The sequence below is a fragment of the Kitasatospora sp. NPDC090308 genome (genome assembly GCF_044769485.1).
Classification (GTDB): Bacteria; Actinomycetota; Actinomycetes; order Streptomycetales; family Streptomycetaceae; genus Kitasatospora; species Kitasatospora fiedleri.
The window spans coordinates 202,304-225,573 of sequence record NZ_JBIVXY010000007.1; the positions used below are offsets into that span (position 1 = coordinate 202,304).

General features: G+C 75.7%; 17 protein-coding genes. 8 read left to right on the forward strand and 9 right to left on the reverse strand.

Features of this window, described 5'->3' with window-relative positions:
- Positions 1 to 100: 100 nt before the first annotated feature.
- On the forward strand, positions 101 to 2,455 hold the full coding sequence (locus ACIQVD_RS18865; protein WP_402290423.1) for an ATP-binding protein: 2,355 nt from the start codon (positions 101 to 103) through the stop codon (positions 2,453 to 2,455).
- Here the strand turns inward: ACIQVD_RS18865 and ACIQVD_RS18870 are convergent.
- Both ACIQVD_RS18870 and ACIQVD_RS18875 read right to left on the reverse strand, forming a co-directional pair.
- Positions 2,418 to 2,645 (reverse strand): phosphopantetheine-binding protein, encoded by a 228-nt coding sequence (locus ACIQVD_RS18870; protein ID WP_400681158.1) that lies wholly within the window; start codon positions 2,643 to 2,645, stop codon positions 2,418 to 2,420. The genes ACIQVD_RS18865 and ACIQVD_RS18870 overlap by 38 nt on opposite strands.
- 84 nt (positions 2,646 to 2,729) lie before the next feature.
- Positions 2,730 to 3,578 carry a hypothetical protein gene (locus ACIQVD_RS18875; protein ID WP_402290426.1) on the reverse strand — a complete coding sequence of 283 codons (849 nt, stop codon included), beginning with the start codon at positions 3,576 to 3,578 and terminating at the stop codon, positions 2,730 to 2,732.
- A gap of 606 nt (positions 3,579 to 4,184) precedes the next feature.
- Here ACIQVD_RS18875 and ACIQVD_RS18880 point away from each other — a divergent pair.
- From ACIQVD_RS18880 to ACIQVD_RS18895, 4 genes are read left to right on the forward strand one after another with little or no spacing between them, the layout of a single operon-like run.
- Complete coding sequence (locus ACIQVD_RS18880; protein WP_400681154.1) at positions 4,185 to 5,273, forward strand: phytanoyl-CoA dioxygenase family protein; 1,089 nt, start codon at positions 4,185 to 4,187, stop codon at positions 5,271 to 5,273.
- Entirely contained in the window at positions 5,255 to 6,574 is a 1,320-nt protein-coding gene (locus ACIQVD_RS18885; protein ID WP_402290429.1) for a DUF6271 family protein, read from the forward strand. Before ACIQVD_RS18880 ends, ACIQVD_RS18885 begins: the two co-directional genes overlap by 19 nt.
- A 34-nt stretch (positions 6,575 to 6,608) precedes the next feature.
- Positions 6,609 to 8,333 carry a condensation domain-containing protein gene (locus tag ACIQVD_RS18890; protein WP_402290432.1) on the forward strand — a complete coding sequence of 575 codons (1,725 nt, stop codon included), beginning with the start codon at positions 6,609 to 6,611 and terminating at the stop codon, positions 8,331 to 8,333.
- A complete protein-coding gene (locus ACIQVD_RS18895) occupies positions 8,330 to 9,646 on the forward strand; it encodes an MFS transporter (RefSeq protein ID WP_402290435.1) in 1,317 nt (438 codons plus the stop codon). The genes ACIQVD_RS18890 and ACIQVD_RS18895 overlap by 4 nt, the downstream gene beginning before the upstream one ends.
- A 96-nt stretch (positions 9,647 to 9,742) precedes the next feature.
- On the opposite strand, the gene ACIQVD_RS18900 is transcribed toward ACIQVD_RS18895, so the two are convergent.
- The 3 genes from ACIQVD_RS18900 to ACIQVD_RS18910 all read right to left on the reverse strand — a co-directional run bounded on the left by ACIQVD_RS18900 (position 9,743) and on the right by ACIQVD_RS18910 (position 14,312).
- The gene (locus tag ACIQVD_RS18900) at positions 9,743 to 10,732 is read right to left on the reverse strand and encodes an LLM class flavin-dependent oxidoreductase (protein ID WP_402290437.1); all 990 of its coding nucleotides are present in this window, start codon (positions 10,730 to 10,732) and stop codon (positions 9,743 to 9,745) included.
- A 120-nt stretch (positions 10,733 to 10,852) separates the two neighbouring features.
- Positions 10,853 to 12,067 carry an MFS transporter gene (locus ACIQVD_RS18905; protein WP_402290440.1) on the reverse strand — a complete coding sequence of 405 codons (1,215 nt, stop codon included), beginning with the start codon at positions 12,065 to 12,067 and terminating at the stop codon, positions 10,853 to 10,855.
- 280 nt (positions 12,068 to 12,347) lie between these two features.
- Positions 12,348 to 14,312: an FUSC family protein gene (locus ACIQVD_RS18910; RefSeq protein ID WP_402290443.1), complete on the reverse strand. Its 1,965-nt coding sequence runs from the start codon at positions 14,310 to 14,312 to the stop codon at positions 12,348 to 12,350.
- A gap of 138 nt (positions 14,313 to 14,450) precedes the next feature.
- On the opposite strand from ACIQVD_RS18910, the gene ACIQVD_RS18915 reads away from it, so the two are divergent.
- The 3 genes from ACIQVD_RS18915 to ACIQVD_RS18925 all read left to right on the forward strand — a co-directional run bounded on the left by ACIQVD_RS18915 (position 14,451) and on the right by ACIQVD_RS18925 (position 16,827).
- Entirely contained in the window at positions 14,451 to 15,056 is a 606-nt protein-coding gene (locus ACIQVD_RS18915; protein ID WP_402290447.1) for a GNAT family N-acetyltransferase, read from the forward strand.
- A 118-nt stretch (positions 15,057 to 15,174) separates the two neighbouring features.
- Entirely contained in the window at positions 15,175 to 16,455 is a 1,281-nt protein-coding gene (locus ACIQVD_RS18920) for an MFS transporter (RefSeq protein ID WP_402290450.1), read from the forward strand.
- 102 nt (positions 16,456 to 16,557) lie between these two features.
- Positions 16,558 to 16,827 (forward strand): acylphosphatase, encoded by a 270-nt coding sequence (locus ACIQVD_RS18925; protein WP_402290452.1) that lies wholly within the window; start codon positions 16,558 to 16,560, stop codon positions 16,825 to 16,827.
- Positions 16,828 to 16,957: 130 nt separating this feature from the next.
- Here the strand turns inward: ACIQVD_RS18925 and ACIQVD_RS18930 are convergent, their stop codons facing one another.
- The 4 genes from ACIQVD_RS18930 to ACIQVD_RS18945 all read right to left on the reverse strand — a co-directional run bounded on the left by ACIQVD_RS18930 (position 16,958) and on the right by ACIQVD_RS18945 (position 22,660).
- Positions 16,958 to 18,007, reverse strand: coding sequence for a substrate-binding domain-containing protein (locus ACIQVD_RS18930; protein ID WP_402290455.1), 1,050 nt, complete (start codon positions 18,005 to 18,007; stop codon positions 16,958 to 16,960).
- A 252-nt stretch (positions 18,008 to 18,259) separates the two neighbouring features.
- The gene (locus ACIQVD_RS18935; protein ID WP_402290457.1) at positions 18,260 to 19,444 is read right to left on the reverse strand and encodes a ricin-type beta-trefoil lectin domain protein; all 1,185 of its coding nucleotides are present in this window, start codon (positions 19,442 to 19,444) and stop codon (positions 18,260 to 18,262) included.
- Positions 19,445 to 19,613: 169 nt separating this feature from the next.
- Positions 19,614 to 19,970: a ricin-type beta-trefoil lectin domain protein gene (locus ACIQVD_RS18940; RefSeq protein ID WP_402290460.1), complete on the reverse strand. Its 357-nt coding sequence runs from the start codon at positions 19,968 to 19,970 to the stop codon at positions 19,614 to 19,616.
- 290 nt (positions 19,971 to 20,260) lie between these two features.
- Complete coding sequence (locus ACIQVD_RS18945) at positions 20,261 to 22,660, reverse strand: ricin-type beta-trefoil lectin domain protein (protein WP_402290463.1); 2,400 nt, start codon at positions 22,658 to 22,660, stop codon at positions 20,261 to 20,263.
- Positions 22,661 to 23,270 lie beyond the last annotated feature (610 nt).

Genomic DNA, 23,270 nt, shown 5'->3' on the forward strand with positions numbered 1-23,270 from the left:
GACAAGGTGTTGCCTGTTGCCAGCGCCGGGTGTCAACACCTCCGGGCTCCGCGCGCCGCCGGGCAGTGACAGCACATCAGGAAGTGGGGGGCCGGGGCCGGTGACGTTCGGCGAGCGGCTGCGGGGGTTGCGGGAGGAGCGCGGGATCTCCCTCGCGGAGCTGGCCCGGGCCACCAGTTACAGCAAGAGCTACCTGAGCCGGGTGGAGACCGGTCGGCGGCCCGGCAACGCGGCGCTGGCCGCGGCCTGCGCCCGGGCGCTGGGCGTCGACCCCGACCGGCTCGGCCCGCCGGACGCCGCCGGCACCGGTGTTGCCGGCCCTGGCAACACCGTCGCCGCCGGGTCCGCCGTCCCGCCGCCCCCGGCCGTCCCGGTGCAGCTGCCGCCCGCGCCGGGCGTCTTCGCGGGGCGCGAGGCCGCGCTCGCCGAGCTGGACGGGGCGCTGTCCTCGGCCCGGGCCCGGTGGGGCGAGGGCGGGCCCCGGGTGTGGGTGATCGACGGGATGGGCGGGATCGGGAAGACCGCGCTGGCCGTGCGGTGGGCGCACCGGGCCCGGGACCGCTTCCCGGACGGGGTGCTGTTCAGCGACCTGGCGGGCCACGGCAGCGCGGGCGCGCCCCGGGAGCCCGGCGAGGTGCTGGACGGTTTCCTGCGGGCGCTGGGCACCGACACCGGCCTGATCCCGCCCGGGGTGGCCGACCGCAGCGCGCTGCTGCGCACCCTGCTGGCCGAGCGCCGGGTGCTGCTGGTGCTGGACAACGCGGCGGCGCCCGCCCAGGTCCGCCCGCTGCTGCCGGGGGCGCCGGGCTGCGTGGTGCTGGTGACCAGCCGGACCAGGATGGCGGGCCTGGTGGTGCGGGACGGGGCCCGGCGGGTGACGCTCGACCCGCTGCCGGAGGAGCAGGCCGTGGAGCTGCTGCGCCGCACGCTGGGCCCGGAGCGGGTGGACGCCGATCCGGCGGCGGCCCGCGAGCTGGTGCGGCGCTGCGGGCGGCTGCCGCTGGCGCTGCTGGTGGCGGCCGAGCGGGCGCTGTCCCGGCCGGGCCTGACGCTGACCCGGGTCAACGAGGAGCTGCGTTCGGACCGCACCCGGCTGCACGTGCTGGCCGCCGCGGCCGACGGCGACTCGGCGCTGCGGGTGGTGTTCTCCTGGTCGTACCGGGCGCTGGCCCCGGAGCCGGCCCGGGCGTTCCGCCTGCTGGCCCTGCACCCGGGGGCCGCGCTGACCGCGGAGAGCGCCGCCGCGCTGCTGGGCACCACGGCGGGCAACGCGGGCGAGCTGCTGGACCTGCTGGCCGACGTCCACCTGCTGGAGCTGGAGGCCCCGGAGCGGTTCCGCTTCCACTCGCTGCTCCAGGTGTACGGCCGGGAGCTGGCGGAGAGCCAGGACCCGCCGCGGGACCGGGCGGCGGCGCTGGACCGGCTGTACGACTGGTACCGGCAGGGCGCGGACGCGGCGGGCCGGCTGCTGGAGCCGGGGGCCCGCCCGGCGGGGGCGGCGCCGCTGCCGGGGGTGCGTCCGCCGGTCTTCGGGGGCGTCCCGGACGCGGTGGCCTGGTGCGAGGCGCACCTGGCGGACCTGCTGTCGGTGATCCGGTACGCGGCGCTGGCCGGCCGTCCGCCCGCCGCCTGGCAGCTGCCGTTCGCGCTCTGGTCGTTCTTCCACCGGCGCCACCACCGGGCGGAGTGGCTGAACGCGGCCCGGATCGCCGTCGCGGCGGCGGCCGACAGCCCCGACCCGCGGGCCCTGACGGTCTCGCTGGTCCTGCTGGGCACCGCCCAGGTGCACGCCGGGCGGCCGGTGGAGGCGGAGATCCACCTGCGGCGGGCGCTGGAGCGCTGCGCCGCCGACCGGAGCGACCCGGAGAGCGAGTGCGCGGCCCGCAACCACCTGGCGGAGCTGATGCTCCGCCAGGGCCGGGCCGCGGAGGCCCTGGAGCTGCTGGAGCCGGCCCTGCCGCTGGGCCGGACGATCGGCCACCGCTGGGCGGAGCGGGTCACCCTGACCAACCTGGGCGACGCCTCGCTGCGGCTGGGCCGGCTGGCCGACGCGGAGCGGCTGCTGCTGGAGGCGCTCTCGCTGCGTCCCACCGGCACCGACCACCGCACCGAGGGCCTGGCGCTGCTCCACCTGGGCACCGTGCACCGGGCGCTGGGGCGGCTGCCGCAGGCCGTCGGCTGCCTGCGTCGGGCCCTGGAGCTGCACCGCGCCGCGGGCGACCGGTGGGCGCAGGGCCGCACCCTGGAGCAGCTCGGCCACGCCTTCGCCGCCCTGGAGCGGCCCGCGGACGCGCTGCCGCTGTGGCAGGAGGCGCTCGACCTGATGACCGAGACCGGGGACCCGCGGGCCGCCACCCTCACCGCCCAACTGGCCGGCGCCCGGGGCGGACGGGAGCTGCCGCCGGGGGCGCCGGGCCTCAGGCGTTGGCGAGGAAGCGCTCCTGGACGCGGTTGAGGGTACGGAAGTCGTCGATGGTGACGTCCTGGAGGTCGATGTTCTCGCCGGTGAGGTCCTCCAGGAGGTCGATGAACTCCAGGAAGTCCATCGAGTCGATCAGGCGGGCCTCGATGAGGTCCTCGTCGGGGCCGATCGGGCCGTCGAGGTCGGGGTTCTTCTCGTGCAGCCAGGCGGCGATGCGGTCCATGCGCGTGGTTCTCCTCTGCGGAAGGGGGGGTGGACGTGGCGGGCGGCCGGGCTCGGGCGCCCGGGCACCAGGCAGGTCAGGCGCTCAGGCCCGGGTGGCGGTGTGGAGCACGTCGAGGGCGGCCTCGGCGCTGCCGTGGGCGAGCTTCATCGCGTGCACCCAGCGCTCCAGGCCGAAGGCGACGCACGCGCTGTGGGCGGGGCCGTGCTCGCCGGCCCGGATGTCGAGGCGCTCGCCGAAGAAGTTGCGGTGCCGGTTGACGGAGGCGATGGCGGTGCCGTCGGGGGCGCTGAACTCGTGCTTGACGGGGTCGAGCTTCATCAGCTTGGCGCGCGAGCCGCCCTTGTCGTAGAACGGGTCGTCGGCGGCGGCCCGGGTCAGTTCCAGGCCGAGCTGCTCGGCGGTGGCGGTGATGAACCGGGCGCCCTGGTCGAGGTGGTCGACGGCGCCCTGGTGGGTGCCGAGGTAGAGCACCTCGCGCATGTGGAAGCCCCACAGCCGGCGCAGCCCGTCGTAGTGGGTCTCGTTGCGGAAGCAGCGGCCGACGGCGGACAGCCGGGCGCCGTCGCCGACGTCCTGGCCCTCCAGGGAGAGCAGCAGGCCGTAGCAGGTGGCGGAGGGCAGCAGGTGGCCGGTGGGTTCGAGGGGCTGTCCGGCGGGGGCCTGGCCGGCGGCGAGCCCGGCGTGGGTCTCGGGGGTGAAGCGGCCGGCGCTGACGCCGAGGTGCGGGAAGTTGCGGAAGTAGTCGAGCTTGGCGAGGCCGTCGGCGGCCAGCAGCGGCGGGCCGAGCACCTCGGGGGCGGCGAGCCGCGCGGCGAGGCCGGTGAGGAGCTGGTCGAGGCCGCGGAAGAGCGCGGTGTGGACGGGGTCGAGGGTGACCAGTCCGGGTCCGGGGTTGGCGAGGCGGATGCCGGGCTCGGCGGTGGTGCTCATGGCGGAGGTTCCCTCTCGGCGGGAGCGGTCGGGGTGCGGCGGCGGACAGCACGGCGCGGGACGTGGGCGTCCCGTCGGGTGCGGGGCCGCGGGGAGCGTGCGGGGCGGCGCGGGTGCGGGACGGCGTCGGCGGGGGCGCGGCGCAACGGGAGGGGCGGCGCGGGCCAACGCTCCGTCAGGGACCGGAGCCGATTGGGAGATTAGGACAGCCCCGCGCCAATTGTCTAGACCAGATCGCCGCCGCACCGGACCCGACCCGCGGTCACGGCGGGTCCGGACCGCCGCCGGACCGCCGTCGGCCCGTGGTCGGCCCGCTGCCGGCCCGGGTTACCGATCAGGAACTTGACAACATTTGTGGTCTGGACCAATGTGGCGACCGGAGCGACCGCGGCGCCCTCTTCGGCGCCGCCCTTCCCCGTCGCCCCCGCCTCTTGTGCCGGCCCCGCTGCGGGGGCCGTCCGCGCCCGGCCGCCTTCCCGGCCCGGGGCGCGTCCCTGTCCCGCTGCCGCACCCCCGTCCGCCGGGCCCCTCCGGGCCCGCGCCGCCGACGGGCGGGGCGGCCGTCCACCCGCCTCCCGCTTTCTCCTCAGGAGGGGCTGTCCCATCATGACGTCCGCACCGTCCCGCCGCGCCCACCTGTTCCGGGCCGCGAGCGACCGCCCGTACTTCAGCAACGACGGCGAGTCCTACCTCGCCCAGCACACCCTGCGCGAGCTGTCCAAGTCCCGTCCGCTGCGCGTGCTGTCCGAGGAGGACTTCGCGCACTGGCAGACCTACGGCTACGTGATCGTCCGCGAGGCGGTGCCCGCCGAGCACGCCCGCCGGATGCTCGACTTCGCCTGGGAGTTCCAGGGCCTGGACCCGCAGGACCCGGCCAGCTGGTTCGCCGACCGGCCGTTCCGCTCCGACCTGGACCAGCAGCTGCACATCTACGGCTTCGTCGAGGCGTACCACCACCAGCTGCTCTGGGACAGCCGGCAGAACCAGCGGGTCTACGACGCGTTCGTGGACGTCTGGGACTGCGAGGAGCTGTGGGTCACCCTGGACCGGCTCAACCTCAACCCGCCCAACCGCGGCAACCGCGACCGGGCGCTGATCGACCCCACCGACCGCGGCTTCGACATCGAGCTGCACTGGGACATCGACACCACGCTGGGCGTGCCGCCGCAGCGGGTGCAGGGCATCATCGCGCTCAACGACACCACGCCGGAGACCGGCGGCTTCCAGTGCAACCCGGAGCTGTTCCGGCGGTTCGAGTCGTGGAAGCTCGCCCAGCCGGCCGACCGGGACCCGATCCGCCCGGACATCGACCGCGCCGAACTGCCCGTGGTCCGCCCCGAACTGCACCCCGGCGACCTGCTGATCTGGAACGGCCTGCTGGCGCACGGCGTCGCCCGCAACCTGTCCGAGCGGGGCGTGCGCGCCGTGCAGTACCTGTCGATGATGCCCGCCCTGGAGGAGCACGAGCGGCTGCGCAAGTCCCGCGTCGACTCCTGGCGCCACCTGCGCACCCCGCGCTGGAACCGCACCCTGGTCGGCGACCCGGTCCTGCACGAGTCCAAGCGCTACCCGACCGCGCAGCTGACCGAGCTGGGCAGCAGGCTGCTCGGCCTCAGCTCCTGGCACGAGCCGGCCGAGCGGTCCGCCGAGGCCGCCGCCGTTCCCGGGGCGGACCAGTGCGCCGCGTCTGCCTGACCCTGCCCACCAACCGCGCCTGCGCCCCCGCCCTGCTCGGTCTGCTCGACGAAGCGGCCTACGGCGCACGGGAGTTCGGCGTCGAGGTGGAGGTCCTGGTGCTGGACTCCGCCTCCGCGCCGGTGGTCGCCGAGCACCGCCGGGTGCTCGGCGGCCGGCCGGCCGCGCCGGGGGTGAACGTCCACCACCTGGACGAGGACGCCCAGCGCGCCGTCCTGGCCCGGGCGGCGGCCCGGGCCGGGGTCCCCGACCCGGACCGCCTCCTGGGGCTGCTGCTGCCGGACGCCGTCTCGTACGGGGCCTGCACCGACCGGGCGTTCCTGCTCGCCGAGGCCCTGGGCTGCACCTCCGTGCACCGCCGCGACTCCGACAGCCGCTACCAACTCCTGGACGGCGCACCGGTGTTCCCGATCCACCAGGAGCTGGCCACGATCGGCCTCCCGGCCGGGGAGGTCGCCGGGCGGATCGGCCGGGGCCGCCTGGCCCGGCTCGGCCCGGACGCCGCCGAGCTGCCCGTCGCGGTGGTCGGCGCCTCCTTCGTCGGCGAGCTCTCGGTCGACCTCGCGGAGATCCTGGCGCTCGACCCCCGGGCGCACGGCGAACTCGTCGGCCTGGCGCTGCCGCCGTCCACGCCCGCGCTCTGGCGCGAGCAGGCGATCCGGGAGGCGTTCCGCGGCGCCGGGACGGAGCCGTTCCGCGCCGACCGGGCCCAGCTCGGCGCGGTCGCCCCGAACCGGATCGACATGTGCAACCTGGCGCTCTCCCGCGAGCTGTACGGCCGCGTCCCGCTGCCGCCCGCGACCGAGACCATCGGCACCGACTACTTCCTGCTGCACGTGGCCCAGCACGCCGCCCTGCCCGGCGTGCTGCACAACCGGCACATCGTCAACTTCCACACCGGCGAGCGCCGCACCGACTCCGGCCGGCTCGCCTACCACCTGCGGCTGGCGAAGTTCCTGCTGCTGTCGGGGCGGCTCGGCGACCTCTACGCCGCGATGGCCGCGACCGGACCGGCCCTGCTCGCCGAGCCCGGACGGCTGGCCGCCCTGGTCCGCGCGGCGGCGGCCGACCCCGCCCCCGACGACCCGCACCGCCTCACCACCGTCGAGCACGCCTACCGCCGCCTGGGCCCCGCCTGGGCCCCGGTCGCCGACGCCCTGGCCGCCCGACGCACCCGGCTCCTGCACCGCGCCCGCACCGACCTGGAGGACTTCGCGACCCTCCTGGACGCCTGGCCCGCCCTGCTGGACGCGGCGGGGAGCGCCCCGCGGACGCCCGCCCCGGCGCCCACCTCCCGATGAACGCCGCCCCGAACGCCGCCCCGAACGCCTCTCCATGAATGTAGGTGCCCTCGTGTCTCCCTCCCCCTCCCGGGTCGTCACCGTCCGCTGGGCGGGCGGTGACGTGCGGCGCGGACCGCTGACCCTCGGTCAGGCGAACATGGTGCGGTGCATCCTGCGGGACGGCGCCGCGGACGTGGACATCCACGACGTGTGGGCCGTCCCGGCCGGGGTGTCCGTCGCGGCGGTGCTCGACGCGCTGCGGGCGCTGACGCTGCGGCACGAGGCGCTGCGGACGGTGTTCCCGCACCCCGAGGGCGCCCTCCCCGAGGAGCAACTCGTGTGCTCCGAGGGTGAGTTCACCGTCCGGGTGGTCGACCACGACCCGCTGCCCGAGGACCCGGCGGCCGTCGCCGACGCGCTGGCCCGGGAGGTCCGGCTGGCGCCGTTCGACCTGGGCCGCGACCACCCGCTGCGGGCCGTGCTGCTGACCGGCGGCGGGGTGCCCGTGCAGCTGGGGCTGGTGGCCGGGCACGCCGCCGCCGACGGCAGCGCGCTCTCGGTGCTGCGCGAGGAGTGGCTCGACCTGCTGCACGGCCGTGGACTGCCGCCCCTGGAGGACACCCTGACGCCGCTGGAGCTGGCCGCCGAGGAGGCCGCCCCGGTCGGGCGGCGCAAGGCGGAGGCTTCGCTGCGGTACTGGGAGCGGGTGCTGCGCACCGGCCCGCAGGCGATGTTCGCCGAGCCGCGGGCGCTGGTCGCGGGCGGCCCGGCGCCGCGGTTGACGCTGCGCTCGGCGCGCGGCGGCGCGGCGCTGGCCCGGGCCGCGGCCCGGCTGGGGGTGCCGGGTTCGACGGTGCTGCTGACCGCGTGGTGCGCGCTGGTGGCGCACCGGGCGGGGCAGGACGCCTACGTCGGCGCGGCCCCGACCGCCAACCGCTACAAGTCCGCGCTGGCCCGCACCGTCACCCCGCTGTCGCAGGACGCGCTGCTCCACCTGGAGGTGGCGCGGGCGGCCGGCTTCGACGCGCTGCTGAAGTCCGCGTGGGCGGCGGCGCTGAACGCCTACCGGCACAGCCGGTTCGACGCGCTGGAGCTGTGGGCGATGATCGACCGGGTGACCGCCGAGCGCGGCAGCCGGTTCGGGCGGGACGTGGTGTTCAACGACGTGTCCGGCCTGCCGGGGGCGCTGCGCCCGGCCGCCGGGACGGCCGACCCGGAGCCCGGGTTCGAGCTGACCTGGGGCCCGGAGCAGGTGCTGCCGACCGCGCTGCTCTGCTTCGTCCACCGCCTGGAGCCGGTGCTGGAGCTGGCGCTGTGGCCGGACCCGCAGCTGCTCGACCGGGACGAGGCGGCGGGCTTCCTGGCCGGTCTGGTCCGGCTGCTGGAGGCGGCGGCCGAGGGCGACGTCCCGCTGGCCGCGCTGGGCGAGGTCACCGGCGTCCGCCCGCCCGAGCGCGGCGGCGACTGGCGCCTGCTGGACGGCTGCTGGGTCTCCCCCGCGGCGGTCGCCGCCGCGCTGTCCGCCGCCCTGGACGGCCGCCCGGTGCACGTCGACGCCGACCTGACCGCGTACCTCCCGGACGCGGCGGGCGAGTTGACGCCCGAGCTGGCGCACGCCGCCCTGCTGCGGCACCTCCCCGAGCGGCCGGGCGTGCTCGCCCCGCGCCGCTACCTGATCGTGCCGGACGCCCCGGCCGAGCCCGGCCTCCCCCTGGCCTGGCAGCAGCAGCCGACACTCCTGGAAGGAAGCGGCCGCCCGGCGGCCGACCCGCGATGACCCTTGACGATGACCTGACGGCGCGTCCCCCGTCCGACTCCCCCTCCGAGCCGTCCGACTCCCCCTCCGAGCCGCCGTCCGGCGCCGGGTCCGGCACCCCGCCGAGCCCCTGGCGCTCGCACCGGTTCCGGATGCTGTTCGTGGCCCGCAGCTCCTCGCTGCTGGCGGACGGCATGCTGATGGTGTCGCTGACCGCGGCCGTGCTGCGGACGGGCTACGGCGAGAGCGGGGTCGGCTACGCGCTGGCCGCGTGGATGGCTCCGATCGTGCTGCTGGTGCTGTTCGGCGGCGTGCTGGCGGACCGCTTCACCCCGCAGCTGATGATGGTCGGCGCGGACGCCGTCCGGATGCTGGCCATGCTGGCGCTGGCGCTGCTGCTGACCACCACCGACGTGACGCTGTGGCAGATCATGGCGCTGATGGCGCTCTCCGGCGCGGCGACGGCGATGTTCCAGCCGGGTCTGGCGGGCCTGGTGCCGCGGGTCGCCGAGGACGTCCAGCGGGCCAACGCGCTGCTGCGGATCTCCGAGGCGGTCTGCACGCTGCTGGGCCCGGGCCTGGCGGGCCTGGTGGTCGGCTACTGGAACGTGGCCGGCTCGTTCACCGTCATCGCGGCGGCGTTCGCGCTCAGCGCGCTGGGCCTGCTGCCGCTGCGCAACCTGGGCGCGGACAAGGGCGCAGAGGAGCCCGCCGCGCCGATCTGGCAGCGGTTGGCGGTCGGCTGGCGGGAGTTCAGCTCCCGGCCGTGGCTGTGGGGCGTGATCGCGGTGTGGTCGGTGTACGGGCTGCTGGTGTTCGGCCCGTCGGTGCCGCTGGGCGCGGTCGCGCTGACCGACCAGCACGGCAGCTCCGGCTACGGCTGGATCGCCTCGGCGGACGGCGCGGGCACCATCGTCGGCGGCCTGCTGGGCATGCGGGTGCGCCCGGCGCGCCCGCTGGTGGCGGGGGCCTGCGCGATGCTGTTCTTCTCGCTCAACCCGCTGGCCCCGGCGCTGCACTGGTCGTTCGCGCTGACGGCGGCCACCGGGCTGGTCGCGGGCTGCGGCTTCGCGTTCTGGGGCGTGATGTGGTCGACCAGCGTGCAGACCCACATCCCGCTGAACGTGCTGAGCCGGGTGTCGGCGTACGACGTGGCCGGTTCGATCATGGTGATCCCGGTCGGCCGGGCGCTGTCCGGGCCGGTGGCCGCCGCGTTCGGCATCGACCGGGTGCTGCTGTTCGCCGCGCTGGTGGGCCTGTTGCTGCTGGGGCTGATGATCGCGCTGCCCGCGGTCCGCGGCCTGGGCCGGACGCCGGTGGCCGCCGCCGACTGACCCGCGGGGCCCGGGACACCGACCGGCGGGCGGGGGTCCGGCCGCGCCGCCGCGCGGTCGGGCCCCCGTCCGTCCCTCCGCGCTCCGCCCTTGCGTTCAGCCGCGGCCGGGCAGGGCCGGGGCCAGCGACTCCAGTGCGGCCAGCGGGTCCGGCCCGGCCGGGGTGAGGACCACGCAGGTGGCCCCGGCCGCGTGCCGGGCGGCGATCGCGGCCCGGGCCTGCGCGGGCGTGCCGGTGACGGTGAGCGCGCGGACCCACGCGGCGGGCATGGTGCGGGCGAACCGGGCGCCGTCGGCGGCGGCGGCCCGGTGGGCGCGGAACTCGGCGGCGAACGGGAGCGGGTCGATGTGCGGCGCCCAGTCGGGTTCGCCGATCGCGGCCAGCCCGTCCCGGACCCGCTCGACGGCGGCCTCCCCGTCCCCCTGCCCGTCCCCGTCCACGGCCGCGACGTCGTAGGTGATCACCTCGGCGTCGCGGCGGCCCAGGTGCGCCAGCGAGGCGGCGACGTAGGCGGGCGCGGCGGGCTCGGCGAGCAGCAGCCCGTCGGCCGTCTCCCCGGCGAGCGCCTGCGACCTGGGGCCGCGCACGCCCAGCACCACGGGCGGCACCACGTCGGGGGTCTCGGTCAGCCGCACGTCCCGGCAGCGCACGTACCGCCCGTCGGCCGGGCCGGACTCGCCGCGCAGCAGGGCGCGCAGCGCGGTGGTGTACTCGCGCAGCAGGGTGAGCGGGCTGGCGGGCCAGGCGCCGCCGGACTGCTCCATCCAGGCGCGCATGCCGTGGCCGACGCCCGCGGTGAGGCGGCCGGGGTGGAGCTGGGCGAGGGTGGCGAGCTCCATCGCGGCGAAGCAGACGTTGCGGGCGCCGGCGGGCAGGATGCCGATGCCGACGGTGATCCGGCGGGTGGCGGCGAGCACGGTGGCGGCCTGGGCGGTGCCGCCGCGCCAGCCGAGGTCCTCGACCACCCACAGCTCGTCGAAGCCGAGTTCCTCGGCGCGGCGGGCGTACGGCAGGATCTGGCGGACCGGCAGGTCGCGGGGCAGCATCACGCCGACCCGGGCGCGCGGGCGGTCGGTGTCCGTCATCGGGTGCTCCTTCGGGGTGCGCGGGGACTCCCGCACGAGGGGCCCCCGAGCGCCTCATCAGATCATCGACCGCCGGTCCGCGTCGAGGACGTCCCCGGGACCACCGGGGCGGTCACCGCGTCAGCCCACCGCGGCCGCCGGTTCCGACGGCTCCGCCGCCACCGGCCGGTCCGCGACGGCGACGGCCGCCGGCCCGCGCCGGTCCGCCGCCCAGGACACCGCCGCGATCGCGAACCCGAGCAGCGACAGGCCCGCGCCGACCAGCGACGGCGAGGTCAGGCCGTACCCGGCGTCGAGCGCCAGTCCGCCGAGCCAGGCGCCCATCGCGTTGGCCAGGTTGAACGCGCCCTGCACGGTGGCGGAGGCCAGCGTCGGCGCGGTGCGCGCCTTCCGGATCACCAGGGTCTGCACGGTCGGGACGGTCGCGAAGCCCGCCGTGCCGATCAGCACCACCGTCGCGGCGGCCGACCAGCGGGCGTGCGCGGTCAGCGCGAACAGGGCGAGCGCGCCGGCCATCGCCAGGAAGGCCGCGCAGATCGACGGGCGCAGCGCCCGGTCGGCCGCGTAGCCGCCGATCACGTTGCCGAGCGTCATGCCGACGCCGAACAGGGCCAGCACCAGGGTGACCGAGCCCTCGGCGAACCCGGCGACGTCGGTGAGGGCGGGGGTGATGTAGGTGTAGCAGGCGAACAGTCCGGCGCAGCCGAACACCACGGTGGTCAGCGCCAGCCAGAGCTGTCCGCTGCGGAAGGTGGCGAGTTCGCTGCGCAGGCCCGCGCCGGGGTGGCTGGGCAGGTGCGGGACGAGGCGGGCGATGGCGGCGGCGCCGAGCAGGCCGATCGCCACCACGACGAGCATCGCGGCCCGCCAGCCGAGGTGCTGGCCGAGCAGGGTGGCGGCGGGCACGCCGAGGATGTTCGCCACCGTCAGCCCGGAGAACATCACCGACACCGCCCGGGCCCGCAGGTGCGGGGCGACCAGTTCGGCGGCGGCCACCGCGCCGGCCCCGAAGAACGCGCCGTGCGGCAGCCCGGTGATCAGCCGGGCCGCCGCCAGGAAGGCGAAGTTCGGCGCGATCGCGCACAGCAGGTTCCCGAACGTGAACAGCCCCGCCAGGCCGATCAGCACCGTCTTGCGCGGCAGCTTCGCGGCCACCGCGGTCAGCAGCGGCGCCCCGATCACCACGCCCAGCGCGTACAGCGAGATCAGCCAACCCGCCTGCGGGATGGTCCGGTCCAGGCCGTCGGCGATCTGCGGCAGCAGCCCCATCGCGGAGAACTCGGTGGTGCCGATCGCGAACGCGGTCACGGCGAGGGCGACGAGCGCCAGGGGCATGCGGGTGCTCCAGCCAACGACAGGGGACGGGAACCGTCCGGAACGACGCACCGACCGGGCCGCCAACCCCGATGTCAACGTTGTCAGTGCCCCCCGATCCTACCCGCCCCGCGGTCCGCCCGGTCTGCCCGGTCCGCCCGGTCCGCGCGGTCCCGCCGTCCGCACGGTCGGACGGTCGGCAGCAGGTCGCTCGCGCCGACGGTGCACGCCCAGCGGGTGCGCGCTGCCGGGGAACAGCCCGTCCGACGCGGCCGGCCGGACCGGCCCGCCGGGCGCGGTCTCAGCCGGTCGCCAGGGCCCGGATGCGGCGCACCTCGGCGGCCACGCCCGCGAGTTCGGAGGGCAGTTCGGCCGGCAGCGCGACGGCGGGCGTCCGGGCGGGGGCGGCGGTCGGGCCGGGGCGGTCGAGGGCGTCGGCGGCGGCGGCGAGGTCCCGGGTGAGGGTGCGGACGGCGGGGGCGGCCGGGGCGGGGGCGCCGTGGTCGCGTTCGACGGCGTACGCGGTGGCGGCGTCGGCGAGCCGTTCGGCGTGCACGGTCAGGCGCAGCCAGTCCGGCCCGGCCGGTCCGCCGGGGCGGAGTTCGGCGGCGGCGGTCTCGGCGGCGGCGCGGGCCTGGGCGAGGGTGCGGTAGGCGGTGCGGCGCAGTTCGGCCCGGTCGGCGGCCGGGGCCCGCTCGCCGTGCCGGTCCGCCGGACCGGCCAGCAGGACGTGGTCGAGGTAGCGCTGGGTGTGCCGGAGCGCGTGCGCGGCGCGCTGGCCGACCCGGGCCCGGGTGTCGGCCAGGCCGGGGAGGTGGCCGACCAGCAGGACCAGGGCGCAGGCGAGCGCGGTGTCGGCGAGCCGGGCGGGGGCGGCGCCGTGGTCGCCGCCGGTGGTGGTGAAGGCCAGCACGGTGACGGTGATGACGGCGGTCTGCGCGGCGAAGTGCCGCTGGGCCACGGGTATCAGCGCGCCGGTGGCGGCCACCGCGGCGACCGGCCACCACGGGCCGGACAGCACCGGCCCGAGCAGCGCGACCAGCAGCACGCCGGCGACCGTCCCGGCGAAGCGGTTGACGACCCGGGAGAACAGCGGCCCCAGGTCCGGTTTGACCAGGAACGCGGCGGTGACGGGCAGCCAGTACCAGTGCCCGGTGCGCAGCGCGAGCGCCAGCGCGGTGCTCGCCGCGACGCACACCCCGACCCGCACCCCGTACGCCCGACCGGCCCGGCCCCACGGCCGCACGCCCGGCACCGGGCCGCGCCGCTCCCCCGCCGGCGCGCCCAGCACCAGCGCGGCCAGCGCCCGTCGCAGCCCGTGCCCGCGCGTCCGGCCGCGGGCGGTGCCGGGTCCGGCCGGTCCCGGCGTCCCGCCGAAGGCGAGGGCCGCGTGCAGGACGGCGCGGTCGAAGGCGGCGGTGGCCGGGGTCTCGGCGGCGGGGACGGGCAGCGGGCCGGGGAGGCGGTCGGTGCGGACGGCGGTGGCCAGGCGGCGCGGGCCGGCGGCGAGGCGGGCGGGCAGCGGGCGGGCGGCGCGCAGCAGGGCGACGCTCGCCTCGCACAGGGCGGACGCGGCGGCGAGCCGGGTGCGCAGGGCGTGGTCGTGGCCGGTGCGCAGCTGTTCGCCGGCCCGGTCGAGGGCGGCGGTCAGCCGGCGGCGGGCGTTCTCGGCGCGGTCGGTCCCGGCGGCGTCCAGGGCTTCGGCGAGTGCGTCGAAGACCGCGGCGACGGCCTGCCGTTCGGCGTGCAACGGCCTCGGGTGGCTGGTGAGTTGACGCAGCAGCAGGAGCCAGGCGGCCCCGGCCAGGTAGCAGCCGGCCCGGGCCCAGCCCGGCAGCGGGACGGGCAGGCCGCAGCCGAGCACGGTGAGCACCATCAGCTGCACGGCGGCGGCGGAGGCGACCGGCCCGGCGACGCTGATCGCCCCGCAGAGCACCCCGACCGCGCCGAGCAGCGGCACCGCCCACCACCCCCCGGCGGCACCGACCAGCAGGCCCAGCGCCCCGGCGAACGCGGGAACGGCCTGCTGCACGGCCCCGGTCCGCCGCCCGGCGGGCCGGTCGTTCACCCCCGCGAACATCGCCCCGAGTCCGGCCAGCACCCCTTCGGCGGGCCGCCCGGCAGCCAGCGCGACCCCCAGCGGCACCGCCATCCCGGCCGCGCCCCGCACCGTCGCCGCCCAGGGCACCGGGCCGCGCTGCCAGCGCAGCGGATGGGTCAGCCAGTCCGGTCGCGCCTGTCGCCTGTTCGTGGGAACTCCCTCCACCGATGAGCCTGCCCCCGCAGCCTAGGCCCGCCTCTTGTCACGCCCGCTGCACCCGCGTTACGCCGGGATGACACCGGTGGCGGCGGGCCTGCGGGAACCCGGTTGCCCCGGCCGCCGGAGGCGGGCATCATCCGCCGGATGAGCGATCCGTCCTCCGCACCGGCAGCCCCCTTCCTCGTCCTGCGCCCGGGCGACGTCCCCGAGCGCCTCGAGGCCGAGGGGCTGGTCCTGCGGCGCTGGCGGGCGGCGGAGGAAGGGGTGCGCTACGCGGCGATCGCGGCCTCCTTCGCGCACCTGAACCCCTGGGCGGGCTGGGCGGAGCGGCTGCCGACCGAGCGGGAGCACGCGGAGCGGTTCGCCCGTTCGCTGGCCTGGCCGAATGCCGGGGGCAGCTACTCCTTCGGGATCTTCGCGGCCGACGACCGGACGGCGCTCGGCATGGCGGGCCTGCACGACCGGTCGGGCGGCGGCGCGGTGGAGATCGGGTACTGGTGCCACGTCGACCACCTCGGCCGGGGCGTGGCCACCCGGGCCGCCCGGGCGCTGACGGCCCTGCTGGCGGGGCTCCCGACCGTCGACCGGGTCGAGATCCACTGCGACGAGGCGAACCTGCGCAGCGCCGCGGTGGCCCGTCGGCTCGGCTACCGGCTGGACCGGGTCGAGGCGGCTGGCGTGCGGGCCCCGGCGGAGTCGGGCCGCGGCATGGTCTGGGTGTGGGACTGCCCGGGCCGCCCCGCCGCCTGAGCGCGGCGGGCACTGGCGGGCACTGGCGGGCACTGGCGGGAAAACCGTGTGCGCGGGGGATCGGCCGCCGGTTAGCCTCGCGGTTTGGGCGGAGACCGGGTGCGAGGGGTGGAAGGCCGTGGGGGGCAAGGGTGGTGGCCGTGGGCTGGGGCGCGGCTTCGCCTCGCTGTGGTCGGCGGCGGCGGTGTCCGCGCTGGGGGACGGGATCGTGGCGGCGGCGGCCCCGCTGCTGGTGACGTCGCTGACCAGGGATCCGGTCCTGGTCGGCCTGGCGGTGTTCGTCCAGCAGGTGCCGTGGCTGCTGCTGGCCCCGGTCAGCGGGGTGCTGGTGGACCGGGTGGACCGCCGGCGGCTCGCGGTGGCGGCGAACGCGGCGCGGGCCGCGCTGACGGCGGTGCTGGCGCTGGCGGTGTACGCGGACACGGTGTCGCTGCCGCTGGTCTACGCGGTGGGCCTGCTGCTGGGCGGTTGCGCGGCGCTCGGTGACAACGCGTCCGCGGCGCTGCTGCCCGCCGTGGTCGGCTCGGCGGACCTGCCGCGCGCCAACTCCCGCATGTTCGGGGCCGAGTCGGTGCTCAACCGGCTCTGCGGCCCGCCGCTCGGCGCGGCCCTGTTCGGGGTCGCGGCGGGCCTGCCGCTGACGGTCGACGCGCTGAGCTTCACCGGCGCCGCCGCCCTGCTCTCGACGCTGCGCCTGCTGCCCCGCGCCGGGGCCCCGACGCCCGCCCCGGCGGAGCGGGAGCCGATGCGCCGTCAGTTCGCCGCGAGCGTCCGCTGGCTGTGGGCGCAGCCTGCGCTGCGCACGCTGACGCTGGCGCTGTGCCTGATGAACGTGACGCTGGTGGCGGGCTTCTCGGTGATGGTGCTGTACGCCCGCGAGCACCTGGGCCTGTCGGAGTTCGGCTACGGCGTGCTGCTGACGGCCTCGGCGGTCGGCGGCCTGGCCGGGGCGCTGGTCGCCCCGCGCCTGCAGGCCCGGTTCTCCGCCTCGCTGCTGCTGCGGGTGGGCCTGGTGCTGGAGACGCTCACCCACCTCGGTCTGGCCCTGGCGGGTTCCCCGTGGGTCGCGGGCGCGGTGCTCGGCCTGTTCGGCGTGCACGGGGCGATCTGGATCGGCGTCGACCGGACGCTGGTGCAGCGCGCCGTCCCGGACGGGCTGCGCGGCCGGGTCAACAGCGTCTTCATGGCCCTGGCGGTCGGCGGCTCCGCCCTCGGCGCCCTGATCGGCGGCCCGCTCGCCCGCGCCTTCGGCCTCACCGGCCCGTTCTGGTTCTCCGCCGCCGTGATGACCGTCCTGACCGCCTTCGCCTGGCGCCCCTTCGGCCGCCGCATCGACACCGCGCCCCCGGCCCCCGCCACCGCCCCCGTCCCCGCCACGGCCGTCCCCACCGCCACCTGACCGTCCGCCACCCGCCATCCGCTGCTCCGGCGCGCCCTCCGCTCCCCCGTCCTCCCGCCTGCGGTATACCTGCTGGCAACGGCGACGAGAGGCGGGTGGCGGGTGATCCGGCGGCGGGTGCTGGTCTCGGGCACGGTGCAGGGCGTCTTCTTCCGCGACTCCTGCCGCCGGACGGCCGCCGGGGCGGGCGTGGCGGGCTGGGTGCGCAACCTGCCGGACGGCCGGGTGGAGGCGGTCTTCGAGGGCGATCCGGCGGCGGTGGAACAGCTGGTCGCCTGGATGCGGCACGGCCCGTCCCGCGCGGTGGTCGAGCACGTCGAGGTGGCCGAGGAGCAGCCGGAGGGCCTGCTGGTCTTCGCCGTCACCACCTGAGCCCGCTGTCCGGTCGGTCGGGCCCCGCCGTCACCGGAACGACGGCGGAGGGCCGGTCGGAGGCGGAGGGGGCGTTCGGTCGTGCGCTGTGCTCGCGCCGGTCGCCTTCGGGCCGTGCGGGCGGCCGGGGTCAGTTGCAGGTGACGCCGGCGGACTTCCAGGTGGTGGCGTCGACCATGGTGGTGGGGGCGAAGGCCTCCTTCGGGAAGTCCTTGCCGTTCTTGAGCTTGTCGTACATGGTCTGGACGGCCAGCGCGCCCACGTCCTTGCCGTTGATGAACAGCGCCGCCTTCATGCCCGACGGCTTGCTGCCGCTCCAGTCCTTGCAGGCGAGGTAGGCGCCCAGGCCGACGCCGATCACGTCGTCGGCACCGATGCCGGCGTTCTCCAGCGCGGTCACGCCGCCCTGGACGTTCTCGTCGTTGCAGCCCCACACCACCCAGTGCTTGACGTTCGCGTTGGCGGTGACGGTCGCGGCGATCTTGTCCTGGGCGCCGGTCGGGGTGTTGTCGGTCGCCACGTCGATGCTCTGGATCTGGGCACCCGATCCGGCCGCGAACGCCTCCTTCGCGGCTTTCACCCGGTCGCCGCAGACGGTGACGTCCTGCTTCCAGGCGGAGACGATCCGGGTGTCGGCGGGGTTCCAGCCGGTCTTCTTGAACTCTTCGGCGGCCCGCTTGCCGACTTCGCCGCCCATCTGGGCACCGGAGAAGCCGATCCGGGCGACGAGGTCGTCCTTGGCGCAGGAGGACGGGTCCGGGCCGGTCGCGCAGATCTGGTCGTCCGAGGTCAGCAGCGCCACCTTGCCGTCCTTCGCGGTCTGCACCACCTGCGGGCCCACCGCCGGGTCCGGCACCACGATGATCAGACCGTTGCTCTTCTGCGCGACGGCCGACTGCACCTCACTGACCGTCTTGTTCGCGTCGTTGCCCAGGTTCACGACCTTCAGGTCGATCCCCAACTCCGCGGCCTTCGCCTTCGCACCGTCCGCCTCACCGATGAAGTACTCCTGATCACCCTGCTTCTGCAGGTACGTCAACGAGATCTTCCCGCTGACCGGGGCCGCGGACGCGCCGTCGGACTTCACCGACTCCTTGCCGGTGGAACAGCCGGTGGCCAGGCCGAGGGCGAGCAGCAGGCCGGTGGCGGCGGCGGCCCGGCCGGCGGTGGTGCGGAACATGGTGGCTCCTTGAGCATGTGCCGGGGTCGGCAAGGGGGTGCGGGGACAGCGGTGGCAGCGGGTGGGACCGGTCCGGGGGCTTCGCGGGCTTCGGCGACTCGCGCCACCAACAACGGACATCTTCCAACGAGATGCAACACATGACACTCTTGTCATGCACTTCCGTCAAGGGGGAGGACAGGCCCGTCTCCCCTTGCGACCACCGGCCCGCGCCCCGGACGGCGGGTGCCGCCGGGTGCGGGCGCAGGGGGCTCAGGCCACGGCCGACGACGGCGTCCAGCGCTGGTTGACACCGCCGTTGCAGGTCCACAGGACCAGCTGGGTACCGTCGGTGCTGGAGAAGCCGGGGTCGTCCAGGCAGCGGCCGGAGACCGGGTTGCGGTAGCCGCCGTTGTACGGCTGCCACTGCTGGTTGGCGCCACCGGTGCAGTCCCACAGCTCGACCTTGGTGCCGTCGGCGGTGCCGCCGGCGGTGGCGTCCAGGCACTTGCCGAGGGCGTTCAGGGTGCCGTCGGGGTTCGCGCTCCAGTTCTGGGCCGGTGTGTTGTTGCAGGACCAGATCTGCACGGCGGTGCCGTTGGCGCTGCTGCCGGCGTTGACGTCGAGGCACTTGCCGGCGATGCCGGACCGCACCGGGCCGCCCACCGTGACCGGGGCGCCGATCCAGCCGGCGCCGTCGGCGGCCTGGACGCCGCTGTTGAAGGCGGTGGCCATCTTGGCGAAGCCGCTGTCGTTGGGGTGCAGCGCGTCGGAGAGGTCGGCGGTGGTCAGAGTGCCCAGGTCGACCAGGCGGACGTGCCTGCCTGCGGCCTGCTTGGCCTGGACGATGCCGGGGAGCTTGGCGTTGAAGGCCGGGCGGTTGGGTTCCTCGGTGGAGCTGGTGGAGACGATCAGGGTGCCGACCAGCACGGTCGCGTCGGGGGCGTCCCGGTTGATCTGGTCGATGAGCGCGGAGAGACGGTCGGCGGCGGTGGCGACCTGGTAGTTCTGGTTGAGGTCGTTGGTGCCGATCTCCAGCGTGACCACGTTGGGCCGGTAGCGGGCCAGCACGGAGTCGGCGATGCCGGCGATCTGGTCGATGCGCCAGCCGGAGTGGCCCTCGTTGTCCGGGTCGGACAACGTGCCGTTTCGGACCGAGCCGACGAAGTCCTCGGGGTGGCCCTCGGCGGCCAACTGGTCCCACAGCGCGGCGCGGTAGCTGTTGCCGCTGCTGGTGCCGACGCCCCAGGTGATCGAGTCGCCCAGCGGCAGCAGGCGGAGGGTGGCGGGCGCCGCAGCGGCCCGGCTCGTCGCAGTGGCCGTGGCCGTGGCCGTGGCCGTGGCCGTGGCCGTCGGCCCATCGCTCGCCGCGGCCGGCAGCGCGGTGCCCAGGGCCAGGGCCAGGGCGGCGATCAGCGGGGTGAGTGCGGTGGCGGTGGTCGCCGTGCGCGTCTTCATGAGCGGTCCTCACGGAGTGGGGGGATCAAGCCGGTTCCGGCGGAAGCGACTTGGCGGACCTCGGGTTCGGCGGCCGGTACGGCCGCCGGTCACACCGGCCGCCGCCCGCCGGCGGGGAGGTGCGCGGGCCGCGGCGGCTTCGCGGTGGTGGTGCGGTGGACCGCCGGGGTCACGCCACGGTCGGCAGCGTCGTCCAGCGCGGGTTGACGCCGGCGTTGCAGGTCCACAGGGCCAGCCGGGTGCCGTCGGCAGTGGCGAAGCCGGGGTCGTCCGGGCAGCGGCCGGACAGCGGGTTGCGGTGACCGCCGTTGTACGGCTGCCAGCGCTGGTTGGCGCCGCCGGTGCAGTCCCACAGCTCGACCTCGGTGCCGTCGGCCGTGCCGAAGCCGGTCACGTCGGGGCACGTGCCCGGCGCGCGCAGCGCGCCGTCCGCGCGGAGCGTCCACCACTGCGCGTCGCCCGCGGTGCAGCCCGGAGCTGCGCCGCGGTGCCGCTGGCGCTGCCGACGCCGTTGACGTCCAGGCACTTCCCGCCGCCGACGCCCGGCCGGACCGGGCCGCCCGTTCGGTGCGGGGGGTTTGATCCAGCCCGCCTCGTCGGCGGCCACCGGGGCCGCGTTGAAGGCGTCGGCCACCTTCCGGTAGCCGGCGTCGCCGGGGTGCCCGCGCTCCCGGCCGGGGTGCCCGCCGTCGGCAGGGCCGTCACGGTGGCCGCTCCGATTCTTCTCATCGTGAACCTCGTTCCGGTGGGGTGGGGCTCCCCGCCGGCCGGGGCGGCCACGGCCGGCGGGGAGGGCGTCACGTGGTGGAGGGGGCGTCACGTGGTGGGGACGGTCCAGCGCTGGTTGGTGCCGGTGTTGCAGTCCCAGATCTCCAGCTGGGTGCCGTCGGTGGTGCTGAAGCCGGGCACGTCCAGGCAGCGGCCGGACTGCGGGTTGACCAGGGCGCCGGTGGAGGCGTTGTAGCTCCACTGCTGGTTGTTGCCGCCGTTGCAGTCCCAGATCTCGACCAGGGTGCCGTTGGCGGTGCCGCCGTTGCCGGTGACCTCCACGCACTTGCCCAGCACCCGCAGCGTGCCGTCGGAGGCGACGGTCACCTGCTGGGCGGCGGAGTTGTTGCACGTCCAGATCTGGACCTTGGTGCCGTTGGCGGTCGAAGCCGTGTTGTCGTCCAGGCACTTGCCGCCGTTGGCCGACACCACCGGCCCGGTCCCGCCCGGCGTGCCGCCGGTGCCGCCGCCGGTGCCGGGGGTGATCGCCAGGTCGTCGAACTGGTCGGTGCGGTAGCCCTGGATGCCCAGGCCGGCCTGCCCGCTGGCGAAGGAGCCGTCGGTGACGGAGCCGAACTGGTTGCCGTCGAGCCGGGCGCTGATCGTGGTGTCCTGGAAGGTGAGGGAGAGGTTGTGCCAGGTGCCGGTGCCCAGCGCGGTGGTGGTGCCGGTGGCCAGGGTGTGGTTGGAGCCGTCGGTGTACATCTTCTCGATCCACCACTGCCCGGTGTCGCGGATGCGCAGGTAGTACGCGTTCATGTGCGACTGCGGGCGCTGCTGGGTGTTGGCGCGGCCGAGCAGTTCGGTGGTCCCGGCGCCGCGCAGGTACACGTCGGCGCTGACGGTGTAGTTCGCCCAGGTGGTGTCGCCGATCAGCGCGTAGGTGTCGGAGTCGTCCTGCCACTCGATCGGTTTGACCGGCGCCATCTGCTGCACGCACTTGCCGGAGCGGCCGGTGCAGGGCTGGACCTCGAAGGAGCCCTGCATGTCGGAGAGGTACTTCGCCTCCGCGCCGTTGCCGTAGCCGTCGAAGGTGTCGGAGTACGGCAGTGCGAGGGCGTGCGCGGCGGGTGGCGTGGCGGTGCCCTTGCCGCCCCCGGCGACGGTGGTGGCGGTGTAGACGTAGCCGGGCTGCAGGGTCAGTGAGTACGCGCCGTTGTTCGGCGTGATGTCCTGGGTGTGGACGAACGAGGTCGCGCTGCTCGGGTTGTTGACGTTGGTCGCCCACACGTGCACCGTCCCGGTGGACAGGCCGCCCTTGACCGCGAGGTTGACCGTCTGCGCGGCGCCGGCCGTGGTGGTCTCCAGGATCGTCGAGTAGTCCGCGGAGGTGTTCGATCTGACGGTGACGTAGGTGCCGTTGGACTCGGCCCCGCCGAGGTAGCCGGAGGCGGAGTCGATGAACCTCCAGCCCGGCTTGGTGAACTGGGTGACCTGCGCGGTGGCCCAGGTGCTCGCGCCGATCGAGTAGGTGCCCGACCAGGGCGAGTTCGCGGTCGCCAGGCCCACCGTGTTGTAGGGCAGGTTCGGGTAGATCGCCGCGAGCAGCGGCCAGTTGAAGTAGCTGACCATCTTCGCGTCGACGTAGCCGCGCGTGATGGCCCGGATCAGCGCCGGCGCGCCGGTGTTCATGTCCTGTGAGCCGTTCTCGCTGTCCCACAGCGGCTTGCCGTTGTTCTTCGCCGCGGTGCTGCTGGAGCAGGAGTCGGCGTTGCCGCCGTCGCCGCCCTCGCAGGAGTAGTGCGCGCCGATGATCGACACCGCGTTGTTGAACGCCGCGTTGTTGGCCATGTCGTCGGCCACGCCCCAGCCGCTGTCGTCGGCCACCAGCTTGACGCCGGAGTAGCCGGCGTTGTTCAGCGCCGAACGCAGCTGCACGAACCAGTTGGCGTCGTGGCCGCGCTCGTTCCAGCCGCCGAGGTAGCTGATCGTCAGACCGTGCTGCTTGGCGCAGCCCAGCCAGGAGATCAGGTAGTTGATGGTGTCGGTGGACCAGAAGCCGCCGTTGATCCACCCCGGCGCCGCCCAGGCCAGGCCGTACAGGCCGATGTCGGGGTTGCGGGCCTTGGCCTGCTCGGCGAGCCAGAACTCGTACCCGGCGTTGCAGTTGATCACTCCGCGGGAGTGCTCGACGGACGGTTCGGAGCCGTCGGTGGAGTTGGCGTCGCCGCCGATCTCCAGCTTCAGCAACTGCAGGTTCGCGCCGTACCCGGGCTTGAACAGGTAGTCCAGGATCTGGGCCTGCTGGGCCGCGGGATAGTCGGTCAGCAGGCGGGAGTTGCCGCCGCCGCCGCTGATCGCGCCGATCCCGTCGAACGTCCGGCCGCCCTGCGTGCCGTCAACGGTGACGGACGTGGTGGCCGCCTGCGCGGGGACGGTGCCGACGGCGAGCACGGCCGCCAGCAACGTGAGCACCCACAGCGGGGCGAGTCTCCATAGTCGTGACATGAGTGACATCCTTCGCCGGAGGGATTATCGCCTAGCGTTCATTCATGTGCGATTGCTCATCAGATCGCGCAAAAAGCAGGCATGACCGAACATGCCGCGCCGGTCGGCTTGCGCAGGGCCGCAGCAGGGTCCATCCCGCCGCCATTCCCTGCGGCTCCCGTCGGGGAAGCAGATGAGACAACGTTGTCAAGCATCGGCAGCCTGAACGGCCGACAGGCAGGGGGGCTGCCCGCCGGAGCGTCGCGGTGAGGGGGCGCTTGACAGGAGAGAGCGCTCTCCGAAGTTAACCAGCAGCTACGGTCGCGTCAATGGTCTGGACAAGGGAGGAAGCAGCCCGAAACTAGCCAGCAACCATGACCGCGTCAATGGCCTGGACCGGCGATCGCGCCCCACCCCCGCCCACGCCGGGGCTGGCGCCCGATGGCCGCGCCCTCCAGGTGACTTGACCAGAGCCCGGATCCGGCCCTCCCATCCGATTCCACGCCGTCTCCAGCAGCCCACCGCACCCGTCCCGACCTGCGGTCATGAGTGGGACGGCCGCCACGGCGCGCACCACGCCCCGCCCTTCGGTGCCGCTTGACCACTTCCCGCGGGCGCACCACCACACTCG

What these genes read in the sequence shown, in the direction of transcription:
- ACIQVD_RS18870 (WP_400681158.1), bottom strand. Translation starts at nt 2,645, where the DNA reads ATGGACCGCATCGCCGCCTGGCTGCACGAGAAGAACCCCGACCTCGAC.
- ACIQVD_RS18875 (WP_402290426.1), bottom strand. Translation starts at nt 3,578, where the DNA reads ATGAGCACCACCGCCGAGCCCGGCATCCGCCTCGCCAACCCCGGACCC.
- ACIQVD_RS18880 (WP_400681154.1), top strand. Translation starts at nt 4,185, where the DNA reads ATGACGTCCGCACCGTCCCGCCGCGCCCACCTGTTCCGGGCCGCGAGC.
- ACIQVD_RS18890 (WP_402290432.1), top strand. Translation starts at nt 6,609, where the DNA reads ATGAATGTAGGTGCCCTCGTGTCTCCCTCCCCCTCCCGGGTCGTCACC.
- ACIQVD_RS18895 (WP_402290435.1), top strand. Translation starts at nt 8,330, where the DNA reads ATGACCCTTGACGATGACCTGACGGCGCGTCCCCCGTCCGACTCCCCC.
- ACIQVD_RS18900 (WP_402290437.1), bottom strand. Translation starts at nt 10,732, where the DNA reads ATGACGGACACCGACCGCCCGCGCGCCCGGGTCGGCGTGATGCTGCCC.
- ACIQVD_RS18905 (WP_402290440.1), bottom strand. Translation starts at nt 12,067, where the DNA reads ATGCCCCTGGCGCTCGTCGCCCTCGCCGTGACCGCGTTCGCGATCGGC.
- ACIQVD_RS18915 (WP_402290447.1), top strand. Translation starts at nt 14,451, where the DNA reads ATGAGCGATCCGTCCTCCGCACCGGCAGCCCCCTTCCTCGTCCTGCGC.
- ACIQVD_RS18930 (WP_402290455.1), bottom strand. Translation starts at nt 18,007, where the DNA reads ATGTTCCGCACCACCGCCGGCCGGGCCGCCGCCGCCACCGGCCTGCTG.
- ACIQVD_RS18935 (WP_402290457.1), bottom strand. Translation starts at nt 19,444, where the DNA reads ATGAAGACGCGCACGGCGACCACCGCCACCGCACTCACCCCGCTGATC.
- ACIQVD_RS18945 (WP_402290463.1), bottom strand. Translation starts at nt 22,660, where the DNA reads ATGTCACGACTATGGAGACTCGCCCCGCTGTGGGTGCTCACGTTGCTG.